Source organism: Halomonas sp. PR-M31 (assembly GCF_001039575.1).
Classification (GTDB): Bacteria; Pseudomonadota; Gammaproteobacteria; order Pseudomonadales; family Halomonadaceae; genus Modicisalibacter.
The window spans coordinates 68,626-84,302 of the sequence record NZ_JIBT01000024.1; the positions used below are offsets into that span (position 1 = coordinate 68,626).

Sequence of the window (15,677 nt, forward strand, 5' to 3'; positions counted from 1 at the left end):
TGTTTCATCGGCGCAACCCGACAGGAGATCCCATGTACTGCATCATCGTCAGAACCCAGCTCAAGTCCGGCACCCGGGAGCGCTTTCTAGAGGCCATGCTGCCAAACGCCGAGGCGTCGGTACGCGAGGAACCGGGCTGTCATGTCTTCGATGTGATCGAGGATCGGGACACCCCGGAGCTGTTTCATCTCTACGAGGTCTATCGCGACGAACAGGCCCTGGCAGATCACAAGCAAACCGGGCACTACAAGGCCAGTCGCGAAGTGGTGAACGAATTGATCGCCGAGCAAAGCGTGACCCGCGCAGATGTGCTTGCACTCACTCCCACTCGATAAACCACCACTCAACCTCCTGCACTCCCGTATGGCTGCAGAGCCAGCCGCATTCGTGGATCACGAAAGAAATGGCGACGAGATGTAATGCCCCGGCACATTGCCCGACCAATCCATATGCGCAAGGCGAATCGAGAATCGCCGCCACTTTCAACGATACGCAGCTAAGCAGCAACGGTCTTGCCTGCGCCAGCTGCCACAGCGGCGATCAGCGCTATCAAACCACTTTAGAGCAGACCTATCCGCATCAGGTGGCCATGGGCATGAATCTCTATGGTATGAATGAAGTGCACGCAGACGAGATGGTCCAGATCTGCATGGTCAATCCTATGGCCGGCGATACGCTGGATTGGGCGTCGATGGATCTGGCGGCGTTGGCGGCCTATGTAGTAGACGTTCAGCAGGACTACGGCGGGCCGCAACAAAAGTAACGCCATTGTGGACAAGCACAAAGCGGAGGTTCTTCATGAATATGGCGCTATCGTCTTACTACATTGCCGAAGCCATTTGCGAGCCCGATCTCGCAGATTATAAAAGGGATGACGTGCAGCTCATGCATGCGGCTGCCATGGACGCCCTGGATTGCCAGCGGGTATTGAAGAAAGTCGGGCTCAATCTGGTAGGGGAACTGCTCAAGGGCCAGGGCGAATTCCTTGAGTTCAATCATTTCCCCGAGGGCGATGTTTACGACAAGGACACCGGCAGCCAGTATTACTACCATGCCCATCGTGGTAACGAAGAACACGGTCATTTCCATGTCTTCCAGCGTCCACCGGAGGACAATCGCCCCCGCCACCTGGCCGAGCCGACACACTTGATCGCCATCTCCATAGATGCCTGGGGCGAGCCCATTGGGCTCTTCACCACCAATCGCTGGGTGACCGGCGAAACCTGGCGCAATGCCACCGAGACCCTGGCGCTGGCCAGAACTTTCGAGCTCGACCATGCCTGGCCTTCCTGGCCCGTCAATCGTTGGGTGAGTGCCATGATCATCGCCTTCTATCCCTATCTGGAAGCGCTGATAAGACATCGCGATCGGGAAATAGATAGCCTTGAAACGTCCGGCCTGAGCGACATCTTCGAGAATCGCGATATCGAGATCATCGGGCAGCTGCCGATTTCCCTGCAGGAGTGGGCGACGTGTCTAGCGTCCAAGTTGGACTAAAACGATAAGCAAAGTGGAGTAGGCAAGCACAAACACAAACACGTTTGTGCTTGCCTACTGTGTATCGATCCTGCCAACGATGACATTATGCCGATGATCGTCATTGGGCAGGCCTAGCAGGCGCTCGAGATCGGCGGGTCTGTCGATATCCCATACGGTGGCAGGGCAGGCGTGACGCCAGCCTAACGCATCTAGTCGTTCCAATGTCTGCGTGAAGACGCGCTCGGTTCCCCAGTCAATGTCCTGAAATAGCCGAGGGTCAATCAGGCGTGCGCCGACGAGCGCATAACCGCCATCCTCTGCGGGCAGCAGCACGCACTCCGATGATGCCAAGGCAGTCTGGCATTGGCGTAACAAGGCTGCATCGAGCATTGGACAGTCGCAGCCGATTACCAGACCCGGCCCAGGCATGGCAGCTAGCGCGGCATACATGCGCAGACCAAGATCGCTCTCCGGCTGAGGCTGCAGCTGAATACCGAAATGCGCGCTGCAGATATCAAAAAAAGCGTGCTCAGGCTCACCTGGAAAAGCAAGACTCGTCCATAGCGTGATCGACTCTGCCGCCGTAGCGGCGACGGCGGTTTCCAGTGTCCGCCAGACTAGATGGCGGTGCAGTCTGGCAGCACCCTCGGCGCCAAGTCGTGGAATCAGCCGCGTCTTGACCTGGCCCGGCAAAGGGGCCTTGGCCAGGATGGCCAGTGGAAACTTCCTCATGGCGGCCACTGCATCACCTCTTTATTTCAGCACCTCATTGAGCAACAAAAATCCCGGCAGCCAGCCGGTCAGCACACCTTGAACCATGGACATGTAGCCCGTGGCCCGAGCAATGGGCTTTTGCATCGCCAGCAGCAAGAAGAACATGAACCACAACACCGCCCAGGCCGCCCAGCATAGGCTAAACCACACACTCCATACCGAATTTCCTGCCAGAAAGGTTTGCACGGCTACCGGCACCGCCGTGATGGCGACGAACAGACTGAACCAGCCCAGGCCACGGCCATCGGCGCCGTTGTAGCGATTGAGTGCCACCCATAGATAGGTGAAGCTGAACAACAGCGTCAGCGCGGCGGATTTGATGGTGGCCGCACTCGTGTCGGGGCCGAAGGCGGTGTACAGCGCAATTATCAAAGACAGCCCGCCGACGAACATATTGATGACGCTGATTTCCTTGTCGCCAATATGACCCAGCATCCACAGTCCATTAAGCACCAGTACGGCACCGACATAAAACAAGGAGAGTCCAAGTAGCATAACGAGTGATCTCTAATCACGAATAAGGGCGACGAGATAGTACTTCCATCGAATGTGCCTGGCGAGAAGCATTGTCGAAGTTGGGCAAGAGGGGATTCTCCTGCCATTCTTAAAGCCTATTCGTGATCTGCTGCTTTTTTAAGGAAGTTCAATGACATCGACACGGCAGGGTTCGTCCAAGCGCTGGTGGCTCATTCCATTGATTTTAATCGTCGTGGTGGGGCTGCTGCTGATCGCCTGGCTATGGGCGCTGCCGTATTACATCGAGCAGCGCCTGGAGACGACGTTCTCATCCATCACTGGGCGCGAGACTACCATCGAGAGCGTTGCGATCGATAATCCATTCACCTTGGAGTTGACGCTTGAGAATGTACGAGTTGCCGGTCAAGAACAGACGCCGGTGCTGTCCAGCGAACGTATTACCGCAGACGTGGCATGGCGCTCGCTTTGGTCGCCGGGCTGGCGCCTCGAAAAGCTGGGCATCCAGTCGCCTCGTTTACAGCTCATCTGGCAGGAAGACGGCAATTGGAACCTGGTCGAAATGTTTGCCGGCGGCGGTTCGAACAAGGACAACAATCAAGAGCCCACCCCGATTCTAATCGAGCACATCACCGCCATTGACGGGCGGCTAGACTGGATCAATCGACGCATCGATGAGCCGATCACGCTCTCCTTCAAGCAAGTGAGTCTGGATGCCAAGGGGTACGACAACACCTCCGACGCACCCTTTTCCCTACAGAGTGAGTCCCGACTCAATGGTGCTGATCTGAGCGCCAAGGGAAAGATGGGATTCTCACCCTGGCGGGTGGACGTGGACATGACCGCTGAAAAGCTGCCACTGACCACGCTTTCCGGCTATCTAGATAAGCTGGTGAGTGCCCAAACCCAAGGCGGGACATTAGCCACCCAGGCACGAATGCAGGCAGGGGAGGCAACGGATGCCGGAGTGCGCATCAGCGGCGATACGGATCTGCGAGATGTGGTAATGCTCGAACCCAACGGTGAACAGCAGATCGCCCGGGTAACCCATGTCGATATCGATGGCTTCCTGTTCGAGCTCGATCGGCCTCGCCTCGAAGCCGATCGCATCACCCTCAAAGAGCCCTGGTCCAAGGTGGTCATCAACGAGCAGATGGGAACCAATCTTTCCGCCTGGACGCCTCCCGGTGCTCCAAATCAGAAGAAGCCCGAGCAGAAAGACAACGGGCAGAAGAACAAAGAACAAAAAGACGCAAAGCCAAAGTCCTCTTCGTCCAGGCGCTATGCACTGGACGAGCTTGTCATCGAAAAAGGAGCCATGGCCTTCGCCGATCGACACCTGTCACAGCCCTTCGAGATCGATTTTTCAGCGCTGGAAGGCAAGTGGAAAGGGCTCTCCTCGTCGCAGCAGGATGGAGGTAAGCTCGCGTTGAAGGGCCAGGTTTCAGATGGTTCTCCACTGAATATTCAAGGTGCTTATGACCCTTTGAGCGATCCCTGGCAAGGTCGCTTCAACATGCATTTCGAACGTATGGCATTGGCCACCTTCGCGCCTTATCTGCGCCGGTTTGCAGGCTATGAAATCGAACAGGGCGAGGTAACGCTGGATCTCGACTACCGGCTGGAAGACGGCCGACTCGATACCGACAACCAGCTCATGCTGCGCCGGATCAGGCTGGGCGAGCAGGTCGATGATTCCGCCACGGACTTGCCGGTGAAAACCCTGATCGGCGTATTGCGTAATGATGACGGCACCATCGAACTCGAGATACCCATCACCATACCGCTGGATAAATCCGGCTCCATCGAATTTGGCGACATCGCCGGTCAGGCCATTCGCAAGGCGTTGCAGAATCTGATTTCCTCACCGATCGAAACCCTAGGGGAAGTAATAGAGGGTGGTAGTGGCGATGGTAGCAACGGTGAAAGCGACGCTAGCGAAAGCGATAACAGCCGCAATGAAAACTCGCATAACGGCAATGAAAGCAACGAGGGCCAAGAAAGAGAAGACGGCAGCAATACTGGAAACCGCAGCGCAGAGGATGAAACCCAACGAGATTCCCAGGGTCTGTATAGAAAGCTCCAGACGCCAAGTTGACCTTGCAACAATGATCGGCCCTTAAAAGGGCGGATAGATTTCAAGCGGGGATGCAATGCCAGGCACTCGTCACATCCTGTCCAATCGCTTTCGTATCTTATGGCTGCTGTGTTTGCTAAGTGGCCTGCTGCTGGCTTTCTTGGCCGCCGCCCAGGAAGAGCAAACCGGGCAAAAAAGCGCCTTGGTGATGACTATCGAGGGCAGCATCAATCCTGCGACCAGCGACTATTTTCAGCGCGGCCTGGAAATGGCGGAAGAGCAGAATGCGGCCCTCGCGATCCTGCAGCTCGACACCCCGGGCGGCCTGGCTTCCTCGATGCGAAGCATGATCAGCACCATGCTGGCATCAAAAGTGCCGGTGGCGGTGTATGTCGCGCCCTCCGGGGCCCGGGCCGCCAGTGCCGGGACCTATCTGTTGCTTGCCAGTCACGTTGCTGCCATGGCGCCTTCCACGCACCTGGGATCGGCCACGCCGGTACAGCTCGGCGGCGGTGGCATGCCCGGCTCGGAAGAGGACGAATCTGATTCGTCAGAGCAGTCTGATCAAAGCGATCAGACTGAAAATCAAGCTTCCGACGATGGGCAGCAGGCTGAAGAACAGAGCCAGGCTCAAGATCAAAACCAAGACCAAGACCAAGACCAAGACCAAGACCAGGAAGCCGGCGACGATAAACGCCGTGGTGAGACCGCCATGGAGCGCAAGGTGCTCGAGGACGCGGTGGCCTATATCCGCACGTTGGCAGAGCGCCATGGACGTAACGCGGACTGGGCCGAACAGGCGGTGCGGGAGGCGGTGAATCTTACCGCCCGGGAGGCGCTAGAGCAGAACGTCACGGATGTGGTGGCGATGGACGTGCAGGACCTGCTTACCCAGATCGATGGCCGCGAGGTCGTCATGAGTGATGGCACCGCGACCCTTGAAACCGCGGATCTGAGCATCGAGCGCTTCGATCCGGATTGGCGCACCGAGCTCTTGTCGATCATCGCCGACCCCAATATCGCCTATTTCCTGATGCTCATTGGTATCTATGGCCTGATTTTCGAATTGATCAATCCCGGTGCCCTGGTGCCGGGTACCATCGGTGCCATCTGTCTGCTGCTGGCGCTGTTCGCCTTTCAGGTGCTGCCGATCAACTATGCCGGACTTGCCTTGATTCTACTGGGGCTGGGGCTGATCGTTGGCGAGGCGCTGATGCCGAGCTTCGGTATTCTTGGCATCGGCGGCATCATAGCCTTTGTCACAGGCTCGATAATCTTGATGGATGACGAAAACATGGCCGTATCGATTCCTCTGATAGCGGGAGTGGCCCTGGTGGCTGCCGGTTTGTTGCTGTGGGTCGCGATGCGCTTTGTCGGGCTGCGCAAGAAACCCCCGCTCAGTGGCGAAGAAGAGATGATCGGCATGACCGCGATTGCGCTGGAGGATTTCGACCATAAAGGGCATGTGCGGCTGCGCGGCGAGCGTTGGAATGCCCGTAGCGGCGAGGCGGTGCGCAAGGATCAGCGCGTCCAGGTCATGTCCTTGGACGGCTTGACCGTGGAAGTGGCGCCTTACCGTGCCGATTCAAGTTCCGATGTATCAAAACCGTGAATGCGTTCATTCAGCCTCTGCTAGAGGCGATCCGAGGAGATGTTTCCATGTGGGTATCCTATCTCGTTCCCGTAGTGCTGGTGTTGCTGCTGTTGGCGGCATCGGTGCGCATTCTGCCGGAATACAAGCGCGGTGTGGTGTTCTTCCTGGGCCGCTTTCAGGGGGTCAAGGGGCCAGGTCTGTTTATCATCGTTCCCATCATTCAGAAAATGGAAGTGGTCGATCTTCGAGTGGTCACCATGGACGTGCCGGAGCAGGACGTGATCTCCCGGGACAACGTCACCGTGCGGGTCAATGCGGTGCTGTATTTTCGCGTGGTGGACCCGGAAAAGGCGATCATTCAGGTAGAGAACTTCACCGTCGCGACCAGTCAGCTGGCTCAGACCACACTGCGTTCGGTGCTGGGCAAGCACGATCTGGATGAAATGCTCTCCGAGCGGGACAAGCTCAACAACGACATCCAGGAGATCATCGACACTCAGACCGAGGAGTGGGGCATCAAGGTGGCCAACGTGGAGATCAAGCACGTGGATCTCGATGAAAGCATGATTCGCGCCATCGCTCGGCAGGCGGAAGCGGAGCGGGAACGCCGAGCCAAAGTCATTCACGCGGAAGGGGAGCTGCAGGCCTCGAAAAAACTGGTCGAGGCCGCCAACGTCATGTCCGGCAATACCGCGTCCCTGCAGCTGCGCTATCTGCAGACTATGAGCGACATGAGCAACAAGAACGCCTCCACCATCTTCTTCCCACTGCCCTTGGATATCATGGATGTGTTCAAGTCGATGGTTAAGGGCGGTGGTAGCCCGCAGCCAGCGTCTAGCTCTGCGCCTGAGCCAACCGACGGTGAGCCAAAGCCAACCCAGAACGATATCGGCTCATCTCCTCGAGATATCTGATTCAATGGCTTGTCTTCGTCGCGCAATTTGAGCAGGCTTGAACGCTGTCTGAATTGCCCTCGAGGACGCCTTGTTTTCCACTCTTTCCTTCCGACAAAAGGGGCTGCTGCTGACGGCGGCAGGCCCTTTGATCATTTCCCCGGATGCCTTGCTGATCAAGCTGATCGATCTGCCGGATAGCCAGATGCTGTTCTGGCGAGGGCTGCTGACAGCACTGGGTTTCTTAATCATCGTGATGCTGCGCAGTAGACGTTATACCGTTATCTCATTTTTGCGCTGCGGCTGGGTGGGTATTGGCGTGGCAGCGCTTTTCACGTGTTCAAATTACGGCTTCGTGTTGGGCAACCAGTACACCAAGGGTGGCAACGTGCTGATGATCCTGGCTGGCGCACCCTTGATCGCAGCGCTACTGTCGCGATTTTTCCTGCAGGAACACCTGCCCCTTCGAACCTGGATTGCCATTGCCCTGTGCCTGCTGGGCACGTCATTGATCGTGTTCGACGATGCCGGCGCCGGTTCCTGGATCGGCAACGGCTTCGCCTTACTGGCGGCGTTTTCCCTGGCGGCCAACTTCACCCTGTGTCGCACCCGCCCGGGTGTGGATATGAGCCCGATGCTGACCCTGGCGGGGTTGATGGTGGCGGCAACGGCGCCCTTGCTTGCCAGCGGAGGAGTGGCGCTGCCCAATGCGGATCAAGCCAGCTTGCTGGTACTGCTGTGCCTGATCTTGATCCCCATGGGTTTTACTCTGATTCAGCGAGGCCCGCTTTATCTTCCCTCAGCGGAGGTCAGCCTGCTGTTTCTGCTGGAAACCGTCGCCGGCACCCTGTGGGTGTGGTGGATTCTGCATGAACAGCCTTCCCGTTTGGCCTTTGTTGGCGGCAGCTTGATCATCGGTACCTTGTTGATCAAGGGCATGATTGATCGGCGTCTTGAAAAGCGCAGGCGCGAGACCTTAGGGATTCACTCTTCAAGATGAAGTGATAGGGGCTAGCTGATAGAATGCGCGCTCCCATTTCCTGATGTGTATTCACCGCCTTGTTCGTTGCGGCGCGGCGCTTATTGCGTTTGCTGCAGGCTGCGTTCGATGCTGGCTGCGCGCTAGAACAACCCAACGGAACCGAGAATGATCCGATCCATCCGCCACGCCTGGTTTTCCAATATCAAGAACGATCTGCTGGCCGGCATCGTCGTCGCCCTGGCATTGATTCCCGAAGCTATCGCCTTTTCCATCATCGCCGGCGTTGATCCCAAGGTCGGGCTGTACGCTTCGTTTTGTATCGCGGTGATCATCGCTTTTGTCGGCGGTCGGCCCGGCATGATCTCCGCCGCCACCGGGGCCATGGCGCTACTGATGGTGACCCTGGTCAGGGAGCACGGTCTTGAGTACCTGCTGGCGGCCACGCTGCTCACCGGCGTGCTGCAGATCGTCGCCGGCTATCTGCGCCTGGCGGATTTGATGCGCTTCGTGTCGCGCTCCGTGGTCACGGGGTTCGTCAATGCCCTGGCGATCCTGATCTTCATGGCGCAACTGCCGGAGCTTACGGATGTCACCTGGCATGTCTATGCCATGACCGCTGCCGGCCTTGGCATCATCTATCTGTTCCCGCTGCTGCCGAAGATCGGTCGCATGGTGCCATCGCCGCTGGTATGCATCCTGGTGCTCACCGCTGTCTACATGGCAAGCGGCATGGACATTCGCACCGTGGGGGACATGGGGGAGCTGCCGGATACTCTGCCGGTCTTTTTGTGGCCGGACGTGCCGCTGACCTTCGAGACGTTGAAGATCATTTTCCCTTACTCGGTCATGCTGACCGTGGTCGGTCTGCTGGAATCCATGATGACCGCCACCATCGTCGATGAACTCACGGATACGCCGAGCGACAAGAACCGGGAGTGCAAGGGCCAGGGCATCGCCAACATCGGCGCCGGCCTGCTTGGCGGCATGGCGGGTTGCGCCATGATCGGTCAGTCGGTGATCAACGTGAAGTCCGGCGGCCGTACTCGGCTGTCTACCCTGGTAGCCGGCGTCGTGCTGCTGCTGATGGTGGTATTTCTGAGTGACTGGGTGTCCCAGATTCCCATGGCAGCGCTGGTGGCGGTGATGATCATGGTGTCCATCGGTACCTTTAGCTGGGAATCGTTGCGGGATCTCAAAAAGCATCCCATGAGCACCAATATCGTCATGGTGGCCACCGTGGTGGTGGTAGTCGCGACTCATAACTTGGCCATCGGTGTGTTCGTTGGTGTGCTACTGGCCTCGCTGTTCTTTGCCAACAAGGTGGGCCAGGTGCTCTATATTGGTAGTGAAATGAGCGCCGATGGGCGTACCCGGGAATACACCGTGATCGGTCAGGTATTCTTCACCTCGTCGGTTCGCTTCATCGAGGCCTTTGATTTCAAAGAAAGCGTCGAGCGGGTGAAGATCGATCTTTCCCGGGCGCATTTTTGGGATATCACCGCCGTCGGTGCGCTGGACAAGGCGGTGATCAAGTTTCGCCGGGAAGGCACCGAGGTCGAGGTGGTGGGACTCAACGAGGCGAGCGCAACCATCGTCGATCGCTTTGCGGTGCACGACAAGCCTGCCTCCGTGGAAGGGCTGATGAGCGAGCATTAGGCCTGTTCATTGACGGCAAGATACGATAGAAACGCTACAGGAACGCTGCTGAAAACGACAAAGGAAGGAGCCCCGCATGAGCGAACACGTAATGGCCTGTATCGATGGCTCCGGCTACTCCACGGCAGTGAGCGACTACGCCGTCTGGGCCAGTCAACGTCTTGCGGCGCCACTGACGTTCCTGCATGTGCTGGATAATCATCTGCCCCCGGAAGAGGGCAATTTCTCCGGTAATATTGGCTTGGGAAGCCGGGAACATCTGCTCGAAGAGCTTGCCTCCCTGGATGAGCGACGCGCACGCATTGCCCGAGAGCAGGGGCGTTCGATGCTGGATGCGGCCCTAGAGCGGGCAAGGGATCAGGGCGTGGAGGAACCATTGGCCCGCCAGCGCAACGGTGAACTTGTCGAGACCTTGAGCGAGCTTGAAAGCGAGACGCGCTTGCTGGTACTGGGCAAGCGAGGCGAGTCCGCCCACTTGGCCAGTGAGCACGTAGGCTCCAACCTGGAGCGGGTGGTGCGCGCGATGCATCGGCCGATTCTGATGGTGCCGGAAACCTACCGTGACCCCCAGCGCGTCATGATCGCCTTCGATGGCGGCAAGAGCACTCGCAAGGGTATCGAGATGATCGCCGCCAGTCCGCTGTTCAAGGGAATAAGTTTTCATATCGTGATGGTCGGCGCCGGGGTGGCGGATTATCGTGCCCAGCTGGACTGGGCCCTGGATACGTTAAGGCGCGCCGGCCTTGGCGTGCAGGGCGCCATTCGCGCCGGGGAAGTCGAGGCCACGCTGCGCGCCTATCAGCAGGAAAACGATATCGACATGCTGGTGATGGGTGCCTATGGGCATTCGCGCATTCGCCATCTGCTGGTAGGCAGCACGACCACCGCCATGCTGCGCAAGGCGGATATCCCTTTGTTGCTGTTACGCTAGTCCTGTTTTCAACCGTCCGTTGATAAAAGACATACACCGTCAAAAAAGGAACCCGCATGACCCTTCAGCGTCACGATACCCAGACTCGCATGAGCCGCGCCGTCATCTACAACGGCGTGGCTTATCTATGTGGCCAGGTGGCCGGCCCGGAGGTGCGCCAGGGCAGTATCAATGAGCAGACCAACAGCATGCTGTCGCGTCTGGATGCACTGCTCGAAGAAATCGGCTCCGACCGCGAGCATTTGCTTTCCGCCACGATTTATCTGAAAAATGGCAGCGATATTGCCGCCATGAATGAAATCTGGGATGCCTGGGTGCCGGAAGGCCATGCACCGGCGCGCACCTGCGTAGTGGCGCAGATGCCCGCGGAAGAGCTGAAGGTGGAGATTACCGTGACCGCTGCGATCAAGAATTCCTAAGCTGTTTCTTCGTCACTTTCCTTGACCTGGGGCTGGTAGCGTAAGAATGCTTCCAGCCGTTTTTCGTCGGACTCGTTGATACGGCAAAGCTGATCGGCGATTTCCGCGTAGTGGCGCAGCACGGGTTCGAATAGACGCCGGCCGGATTCATCATCCTGGGCGGCATCGGCTTCCTCTGCCAGCCATTCGAACAGTCTGCCGAGGCGTTGATAATTGGGATCACTGCGGCCACTGTTGCCGCGTAGCGCGTCTACCGCCAGGCAGCGTTGTACGCTGCGCTTGTTGGGGTCCAGGCTTTCCTTTTCAAGCAGGGTTTCTGCCTGCTGCACGAAACGCTCCGTGAGCTGAGCGATGATCAGGCTACGCTGCTGATCCATTTGCGCACCAAGACTCTGCTGCAGCGCACGCTGCTGGGAGCTAAGCGTGAGCACGAGTACGGTCAGAAGCATCAGCAATCCCATACCCACGACCAGAACCAGCCCATATAGGCTGACCGTGATCAATGCTGTCTCGGACAAGGGCCAATGCAGATCGCTGGCCTTGATACCCACCGCTCCTAAAGCCAGGGCAGCCAGCAGAATGAGGATAATCGCTATTCGCACGCCGTTCTCCTGATTCGAGCTCATGGTTCAAGAGGACCCGTCATCGATATCAGGCAATATCAGGCAATCAATATCAAATAAGAGGCCGCTTATTGTCCTATCGGCCTTTTGGGTTACAACTTAATTCTCTTCTCCATTACCTTCTTTATTTTCCGCGTCGTTCTCGCTATTTTGCTGCGCTGCCGCCTTTTCTTGCAGGGCTTCAAAGAGAAGCTGCGCCCCCTCGGCATCCACCAAGCGGTGATGATCGGAGAGTTCCAGCGTCAGCTTGTTATCCTCCGAAGAGGTTGCGCTCAGCTCGTTGATGAAGCGCCCTCCCTCGAGGGTAAGCTTCTTGGGGGCGGTCTCGCTTCTATTTCGAGGCAGTAGAATAAGCTCCCAAGAGTCGCGGTCACCTTTCAGCAACAGATGATAGTTTTTCTCCAGGGCGACAAGATCGCCGCTCAAGGCATGCATCAATAGCGTCGCGATCTGCTGTTCACCGGGAAGGTTGTCGTCGCTCTTTTCCAGAGGAGGGGCGGCGGTAGCGCCATCTTCCGTTGGACTTAGATCGAGCAGCTGTCCTGCCTTGTCGAGTTCGATCAGACGTGGCACCGGAGAGAGCCACTGCCATACCAGCGCCTCGTAGGGTGTGAACAGCATTTGACCGCTCGCATGAACTCGAATTTGTGCTTCTTCAAGCCAGCGGCTTTGCTCGATCTGACTTTGAAACGCCGGGGTGGCGGCCTGCCATTCCTGCCACTCATCAAGTTCGAAGGCCTGGGCGTGAAGCGAACACAACAACACTAGTCCCGCAGCGAAATATTTCATGAACGAATTCCTGCACGGAGGTATATGAAAGGCGATAGGGTAGTCGGTGTGATTAAAATCAATGCTGCGAAAAGCTCTTATATTAACGTGGATCAAGATCGCTTAGCTGCCAAATCACTCAGACGTTGCTCATGGACTAGCACATCCCGCCGTTGACGGCGATCACCTGCCGTGTGACATAGGAGGCATCAGCAGAGCAGAGAAAGCTCACCGCGCCAGCCACTTCGGCGCCGGTTCCCACGCGCTGCATGGGAATGATCTTGAGGGCTTCTTCACTTATTTCACTCGTCATGTCCGTATCGATCAGCCCTGGCGCAACGCAGTTGACCGTGATGCGACGCTTGGCAAGCTCCGTCGCGAGGGCCTTGACCGCACCGATCAACCCCGCCTTGGCGGCGCTGTAATTGACCTGGCCTCGATTGCCCATGATGCCGGACACCGAGGACATCACCACGATGCGCCCCGGCGCCCGACGCCTGATCATCGGCATGATCAGCGGCTTGACGACATTGTAGAAACCGTCAAGGTTGGTATGAATGACGCTATCCCAGGCCTCATCGGTCAGGGCGGGAAAGGCGCCATCCGCGGCAATGCCCGCGTTGCAGATGACCCCATGATAGGCGCCGTGGGCGTCCATATCCGCCTCGAGTACTAAACGTGCCGTCTCCCGATCTACAACGTCAAAGCACAGTACCCGCGCCTTGCGACCCAGGGCACGAATCTCTGTGACCACCGCCTCGGCGGCTTCACGCTCACGGCGACAATGCACCACGATGTCGAAGCCGTCCTGGGCCAGGCGCAGGGCAATGGCACGGCCAATGCCGCGACTCGAACCGGTCACTAGAATCGTATCGTTCATGGAGACGTCTCCTGTTGGGCGGCTTGTTCAGGCCGTTCCTCTGCGGGCGGCTGAAAGACGGTAAGCGTGCCATGTGCGAGACGAACACCCTCATCATCCAGGATCTCGCCGTCGAAATGCCCCAGACCGTTCTCTGCCTGGAAATCGAGACGGACGCTCACCTGATAGCTGCGGCCGAGTGCCAGATGTTCTCGGTGTGATTCGAAACGCTTGCTGCCAATTAGAAAGCCGATGGCGGGAGGCTTGCGATGGATGCGAGCATGCCAGCCGGCCCAGGCAGCCACGGCCTGGGCCATCCACTCGAGACCCACCCAGCCGGGAATACCCGCATCGGTGGCAAAGACGTCGTCGGCGCTTGGTATCACATCGGCTACCAGGCTGTCACTGTCTACGGCAACGATACGATCGAGCAGGCACATGCCTTGGCTCTGGGGAACGAAGGGCGCGATAGAGCAGGGCAGCTGAAGCTCTGCGGGATGAACTGATGAACTCATATCAATCCGCTCTGCTCAGCAACAAAGAGGCATTGCTTCCGCCAAAGGCGAAGGAGTTGCTCATCACCTGCCGGGGCACCCTGGCATCGGCATCATCGACCAGCGGTAAGTAGGGAAGTGTCGGATCGTAATGCCTGTCGTAGACATGCAGCGGCAGTTTCCCATGGTGCAGAGAAAGCCAGCAGAAGGCGGCCTCCAGGGCGCCGGCGGCCCCCAGTGTGTGGCCGGTAAGCGCCTTGGTGGAGCTGCATGGCGGCGGCGTGGCAAATAGCTCGGCCACTGCCTGGGACTCCATGAGGTCATTCTGGGAGGTACCGGTGCCATGCAAATTGAGATAGTCGATCTCATCGATGTCGCGACGGGCCTGGGTCAGTGAAGCTTTCATGGCGGCCAGCGCACCACTGCCGTCCGGGCGAGGGGCCGAAATGTGGTAGGCGTCGGCGCTTTCCCCGACGCCTTCGAGCTGGATGCCGCCGGGCTCACGAGTAACGATGAACAGCGCCGCCGCTTCACCAAGATTGATGCCGCTGCGATTGGCTGAGAAGGGCAGGCAAGGGGCATCGCTGATCGCTTCCAGGCTGGCGAAACCGTTGACCGTCAGACGGCACAGGGTATCAGCCCCCCCGGCGATCACCGCATCGCATTCACCGGCGCGCAGAAGACGCCGGGCGCTGGCCAGGGCTCGGGCGCTGGAACTGCAGGCGGTGGACAGCACATAGGCGGGGCCTTCGAGCCCCAGCTGTTGGGCTACGAACTGTGCCGGTGCACCGAGTTCCTGCTGTGCATAGCGAAAGCTGTCGGGAAGCGGTCCTTGGCGCCCGGAGATTGCCAGAGCCTGTTCGGTTTCACCGATGCCGGAGGTGCTGGTGCCGATGACGACACCGATGCGCGAAGGCGAATAGCTGGCGAGCAGCGACGAGATATCGAGACGCTGCAGGGCGGTGGCTAACAGGCGATTGTTGGCGCTGCGATGCTCTGCCGGCCAGGCGGTATCATCCACAAGCGCGCTGGTGACTTCTCCCAAGGGCAACATACGCCCAGGGGTATAGGTATCGCTTTGCACCAGACCGCGACGACCGTTGAACAGGGCGGAGGCGATAACGTCCAGGCTATCTCCCAGGCTGCACACGATGCCTGGGGTCGAGAGCCGACAGGGCATACTCATCTGATCCTTCTGTCCACTCACGGCGATGGCTCTTCAGCTGCTTCGTCGTCGGAGGGCTTCTGGTTTGACTCAGTGGCAGACTCCTCGAGCGGCTCGATCCGTAGACGAAACTGCCCCTGACGATCCTCCAGTATCACCGTTTCCTCCCGGGAGGCATCCGTCATCGCCGGGGTGATGCGAGCGATTAGGGTGTCATAGCGACGGATCTCTCGGGCATCGCCTGCAATGCTCATCGACCAGGGGCTATCGATGAAGGCCTCTTCAAGGGCCACCGCCGGCCAGAGGCTCCATTCAAGTCGCGACGCCAGCCACTCGGGGGAGGCAGGGAAGGCCTCCTTCACCATTTTCTCGGGCACGTCGCCTTCCTCGAAACGGCTGCCTTCCTCGTCGTGGACCAGGGTCGTCAAGCGCTGGCCGTAAGGCGTCAGGAATACGACCCGCAGCTTTCCCTCCTCAAGGCGAATCAAC

18 protein-coding genes are annotated in these 15,677 nt (G+C 58.3%); 10 read left to right on the forward strand and 8 right to left on the reverse strand.

Annotated elements, in window-relative coordinates; all coding sequences use genetic code 11:
- Positions 1-32: 32 nt before the first annotated feature.
- The 3 genes from CH74_RS07440 to CH74_RS07450 all read left to right on the forward strand — a co-directional run bounded on the left by CH74_RS07440 (position 33) and on the right by CH74_RS07450 (position 1,497).
- Entirely contained in the window at positions 33-335 is a 303-nt protein-coding gene (locus CH74_RS07440) for a putative quinol monooxygenase (protein WP_048306825.1), read from the forward strand.
- Positions 336-403: 68 nt separating this feature from the next.
- Positions 404-763, forward strand: a complete 360-nt coding sequence (locus CH74_RS07445; RefSeq protein ID WP_053070667.1) for a hypothetical protein — start codon at positions 404-406, stop codon at positions 761-763.
- 35 nt (positions 764-798) lie between these two features.
- On the forward strand, positions 799-1,497 hold the full coding sequence (locus CH74_RS07450; protein ID WP_053070668.1) for a hypothetical protein: 699 nt from the start codon (positions 799-801) through the stop codon (positions 1,495-1,497).
- Positions 1,498-1,551: 54 nt separating this feature from the next.
- Here CH74_RS07450 and CH74_RS07455 read toward each other — a convergent pair whose 3' ends face one another.
- Together CH74_RS07455 and CH74_RS07460 are read right to left on the reverse strand one after the other, a co-directional pair.
- Positions 1,552-2,211 (reverse strand): TIGR04282 family arsenosugar biosynthesis glycosyltransferase, encoded by a 660-nt coding sequence (locus CH74_RS07455; protein ID WP_048306867.1) that lies wholly within the window; start codon positions 2,209-2,211, stop codon positions 1,552-1,554.
- Positions 2,212-2,232: 21 nt separating this feature from the next.
- Positions 2,233-2,748 carry an AmiS/UreI family transporter gene (locus CH74_RS07460; RefSeq protein WP_048306826.1) on the reverse strand — a complete coding sequence of 172 codons (516 nt, stop codon included), beginning with the start codon at positions 2,746-2,748 and terminating at the stop codon, positions 2,233-2,235.
- Between the two features lie 151 nt (positions 2,749-2,899).
- On the opposite strand from CH74_RS07460, the gene CH74_RS07465 reads away from it, so the two are divergent.
- From CH74_RS07465 to CH74_RS07495, 7 genes are all read left to right on the forward strand, one after another.
- On the forward strand, positions 2,900-4,825 hold the full coding sequence (locus CH74_RS07465; RefSeq protein ID WP_048306827.1) for a DUF748 domain-containing protein: 1,926 nt from the start codon (positions 2,900-2,902) through the stop codon (positions 4,823-4,825).
- 55 nt (positions 4,826-4,880) lie between these two features.
- On the forward strand, positions 4,881-6,416 hold the full coding sequence (locus CH74_RS07470; protein WP_048306828.1) for a nodulation protein NfeD: 1,536 nt from the start codon (positions 4,881-4,883) through the stop codon (positions 6,414-6,416).
- A 47-nt stretch (positions 6,417-6,463) separates the two neighbouring features.
- Positions 6,464-7,312, forward strand: coding sequence for a slipin family protein (locus CH74_RS07475; protein WP_048306829.1), 849 nt, complete (start codon positions 6,464-6,466; stop codon positions 7,310-7,312).
- Positions 7,313-7,382: 70 nt separating this feature from the next.
- Complete coding sequence (locus tag CH74_RS07480; protein WP_156181426.1) at positions 7,383-8,291, forward strand: DMT family transporter; 909 nt, start codon at positions 7,383-7,385, stop codon at positions 8,289-8,291.
- 147 nt (positions 8,292-8,438) lie between these two features.
- Positions 8,439-9,929, forward strand: a complete 1,491-nt coding sequence (locus CH74_RS07485; RefSeq protein WP_048306831.1) for a SulP family inorganic anion transporter — start codon at positions 8,439-8,441, stop codon at positions 9,927-9,929.
- A 76-nt stretch (positions 9,930-10,005) separates the two neighbouring features.
- On the forward strand, positions 10,006-10,860 hold the full coding sequence (locus CH74_RS07490; protein WP_048306832.1) for a universal stress protein: 855 nt from the start codon (positions 10,006-10,008) through the stop codon (positions 10,858-10,860).
- Positions 10,861-10,916: 56 nt separating this feature from the next.
- Positions 10,917-11,279, forward strand: a complete 363-nt coding sequence (locus CH74_RS07495; RefSeq protein ID WP_048306833.1) for a RidA family protein — start codon at positions 10,917-10,919, stop codon at positions 11,277-11,279.
- On the opposite strand, the gene CH74_RS07500 is transcribed toward CH74_RS07495, so the two are convergent.
- From CH74_RS07500 to CH74_RS18755, 6 genes are all read right to left on the reverse strand, one after another.
- Complete coding sequence (locus CH74_RS07500; RefSeq protein WP_048306834.1) at positions 11,276-11,881, reverse strand: hypothetical protein; 606 nt, start codon at positions 11,879-11,881, stop codon at positions 11,276-11,278. The two genes, CH74_RS07495 and CH74_RS07500, sit on opposite strands and share 4 nt — an antisense overlap.
- A 120-nt stretch (positions 11,882-12,001) precedes the next feature.
- On the reverse strand, positions 12,002-12,691 hold the full coding sequence (locus CH74_RS07505; protein WP_048306835.1) for a hypothetical protein: 690 nt from the start codon (positions 12,689-12,691) through the stop codon (positions 12,002-12,004).
- Between the two features lie 136 nt (positions 12,692-12,827).
- The gene (fabG, locus tag CH74_RS07510) at positions 12,828-13,550 is read right to left on the reverse strand and encodes a 3-oxoacyl-ACP reductase FabG (RefSeq protein WP_048306836.1); all 723 of its coding nucleotides are present in this window, start codon (positions 13,548-13,550) and stop codon (positions 12,828-12,830) included.
- Entirely contained in the window at positions 13,547-14,044 is a 498-nt protein-coding gene (locus tag CH74_RS07515) for a hypothetical protein (protein ID WP_048306837.1), read from the reverse strand. Before CH74_RS07515 ends, fabG begins: the two co-directional genes overlap by 4 nt.
- A gap of 1 nt (position 14,045) precedes the next feature.
- The gene (locus tag CH74_RS07520; RefSeq protein WP_367379105.1) at positions 14,046-15,230 is read right to left on the reverse strand and encodes a beta-ketoacyl-ACP synthase; all 1,185 of its coding nucleotides are present in this window, start codon (positions 15,228-15,230) and stop codon (positions 14,046-14,048) included.
- A complete protein-coding gene (locus CH74_RS18755; RefSeq protein ID WP_048306839.1) occupies positions 15,227-15,676 on the reverse strand; it encodes a DUF3261 domain-containing protein in 450 nt (149 codons plus the stop codon). The genes CH74_RS07520 and CH74_RS18755 overlap by 4 nt, the downstream gene beginning before the upstream one ends.
- Position 15,677: the final 1 nt, after the last annotated feature.

Excerpts from the sequence above, each read along its gene's own strand:
- CH74_RS07450 (WP_053070668.1), top strand. The coding sequence starts at position 799 with ATGAATATGGCGCTATCGTCTTACTACATTGCCGAAGCCATTTGCGAG.
- fabG (WP_048306836.1), bottom strand. The coding sequence starts at position 13,550 with ATGAACGATACGATTCTAGTGACCGGTTCGAGTCGCGGCATTGGCCGT.
- CH74_RS07470 (WP_048306828.1), top strand. The coding sequence starts at position 4,881 with ATGCCAGGCACTCGTCACATCCTGTCCAATCGCTTTCGTATCTTATGG.
- CH74_RS07495 (WP_048306833.1), top strand. The coding sequence starts at position 10,917 with ATGACCCTTCAGCGTCACGATACCCAGACTCGCATGAGCCGCGCCGTC.
- CH74_RS07485 (WP_048306831.1), top strand. The coding sequence starts at position 8,439 with ATGATCCGATCCATCCGCCACGCCTGGTTTTCCAATATCAAGAACGAT.
- CH74_RS07490 (WP_048306832.1), top strand. The coding sequence starts at position 10,006 with ATGAGCGAACACGTAATGGCCTGTATCGATGGCTCCGGCTACTCCACG.
- CH74_RS07460 (WP_048306826.1), bottom strand. The coding sequence starts at position 2,748 with ATGCTACTTGGACTCTCCTTGTTTTATGTCGGTGCCGTACTGGTGCTT.
- CH74_RS07455 (WP_048306867.1), bottom strand. The coding sequence starts at position 2,211 with ATGAGGAAGTTTCCACTGGCCATCCTGGCCAAGGCCCCTTTGCCGGGC.
- CH74_RS07475 (WP_048306829.1), top strand. The coding sequence starts at position 6,464 with ATGTGGGTATCCTATCTCGTTCCCGTAGTGCTGGTGTTGCTGCTGTTG.
- CH74_RS07505 (WP_048306835.1), bottom strand. The coding sequence starts at position 12,691 with ATGAAATATTTCGCTGCGGGACTAGTGTTGTTGTGTTCGCTTCACGCC.
- CH74_RS07440 (WP_048306825.1), top strand. The coding sequence starts at position 33 with ATGTACTGCATCATCGTCAGAACCCAGCTCAAGTCCGGCACCCGGGAG.
- CH74_RS07515 (WP_048306837.1), bottom strand. The coding sequence starts at position 14,044 with ATGAGTTCATCAGTTCATCCCGCAGAGCTTCAGCTGCCCTGCTCTATC.
- CH74_RS07445 (WP_053070667.1), top strand. The coding sequence starts at position 404 with ATGGCGACGAGATGTAATGCCCCGGCACATTGCCCGACCAATCCATAT.
- CH74_RS07465 (WP_048306827.1), top strand. The coding sequence starts at position 2,900 with ATGACATCGACACGGCAGGGTTCGTCCAAGCGCTGGTGGCTCATTCCA.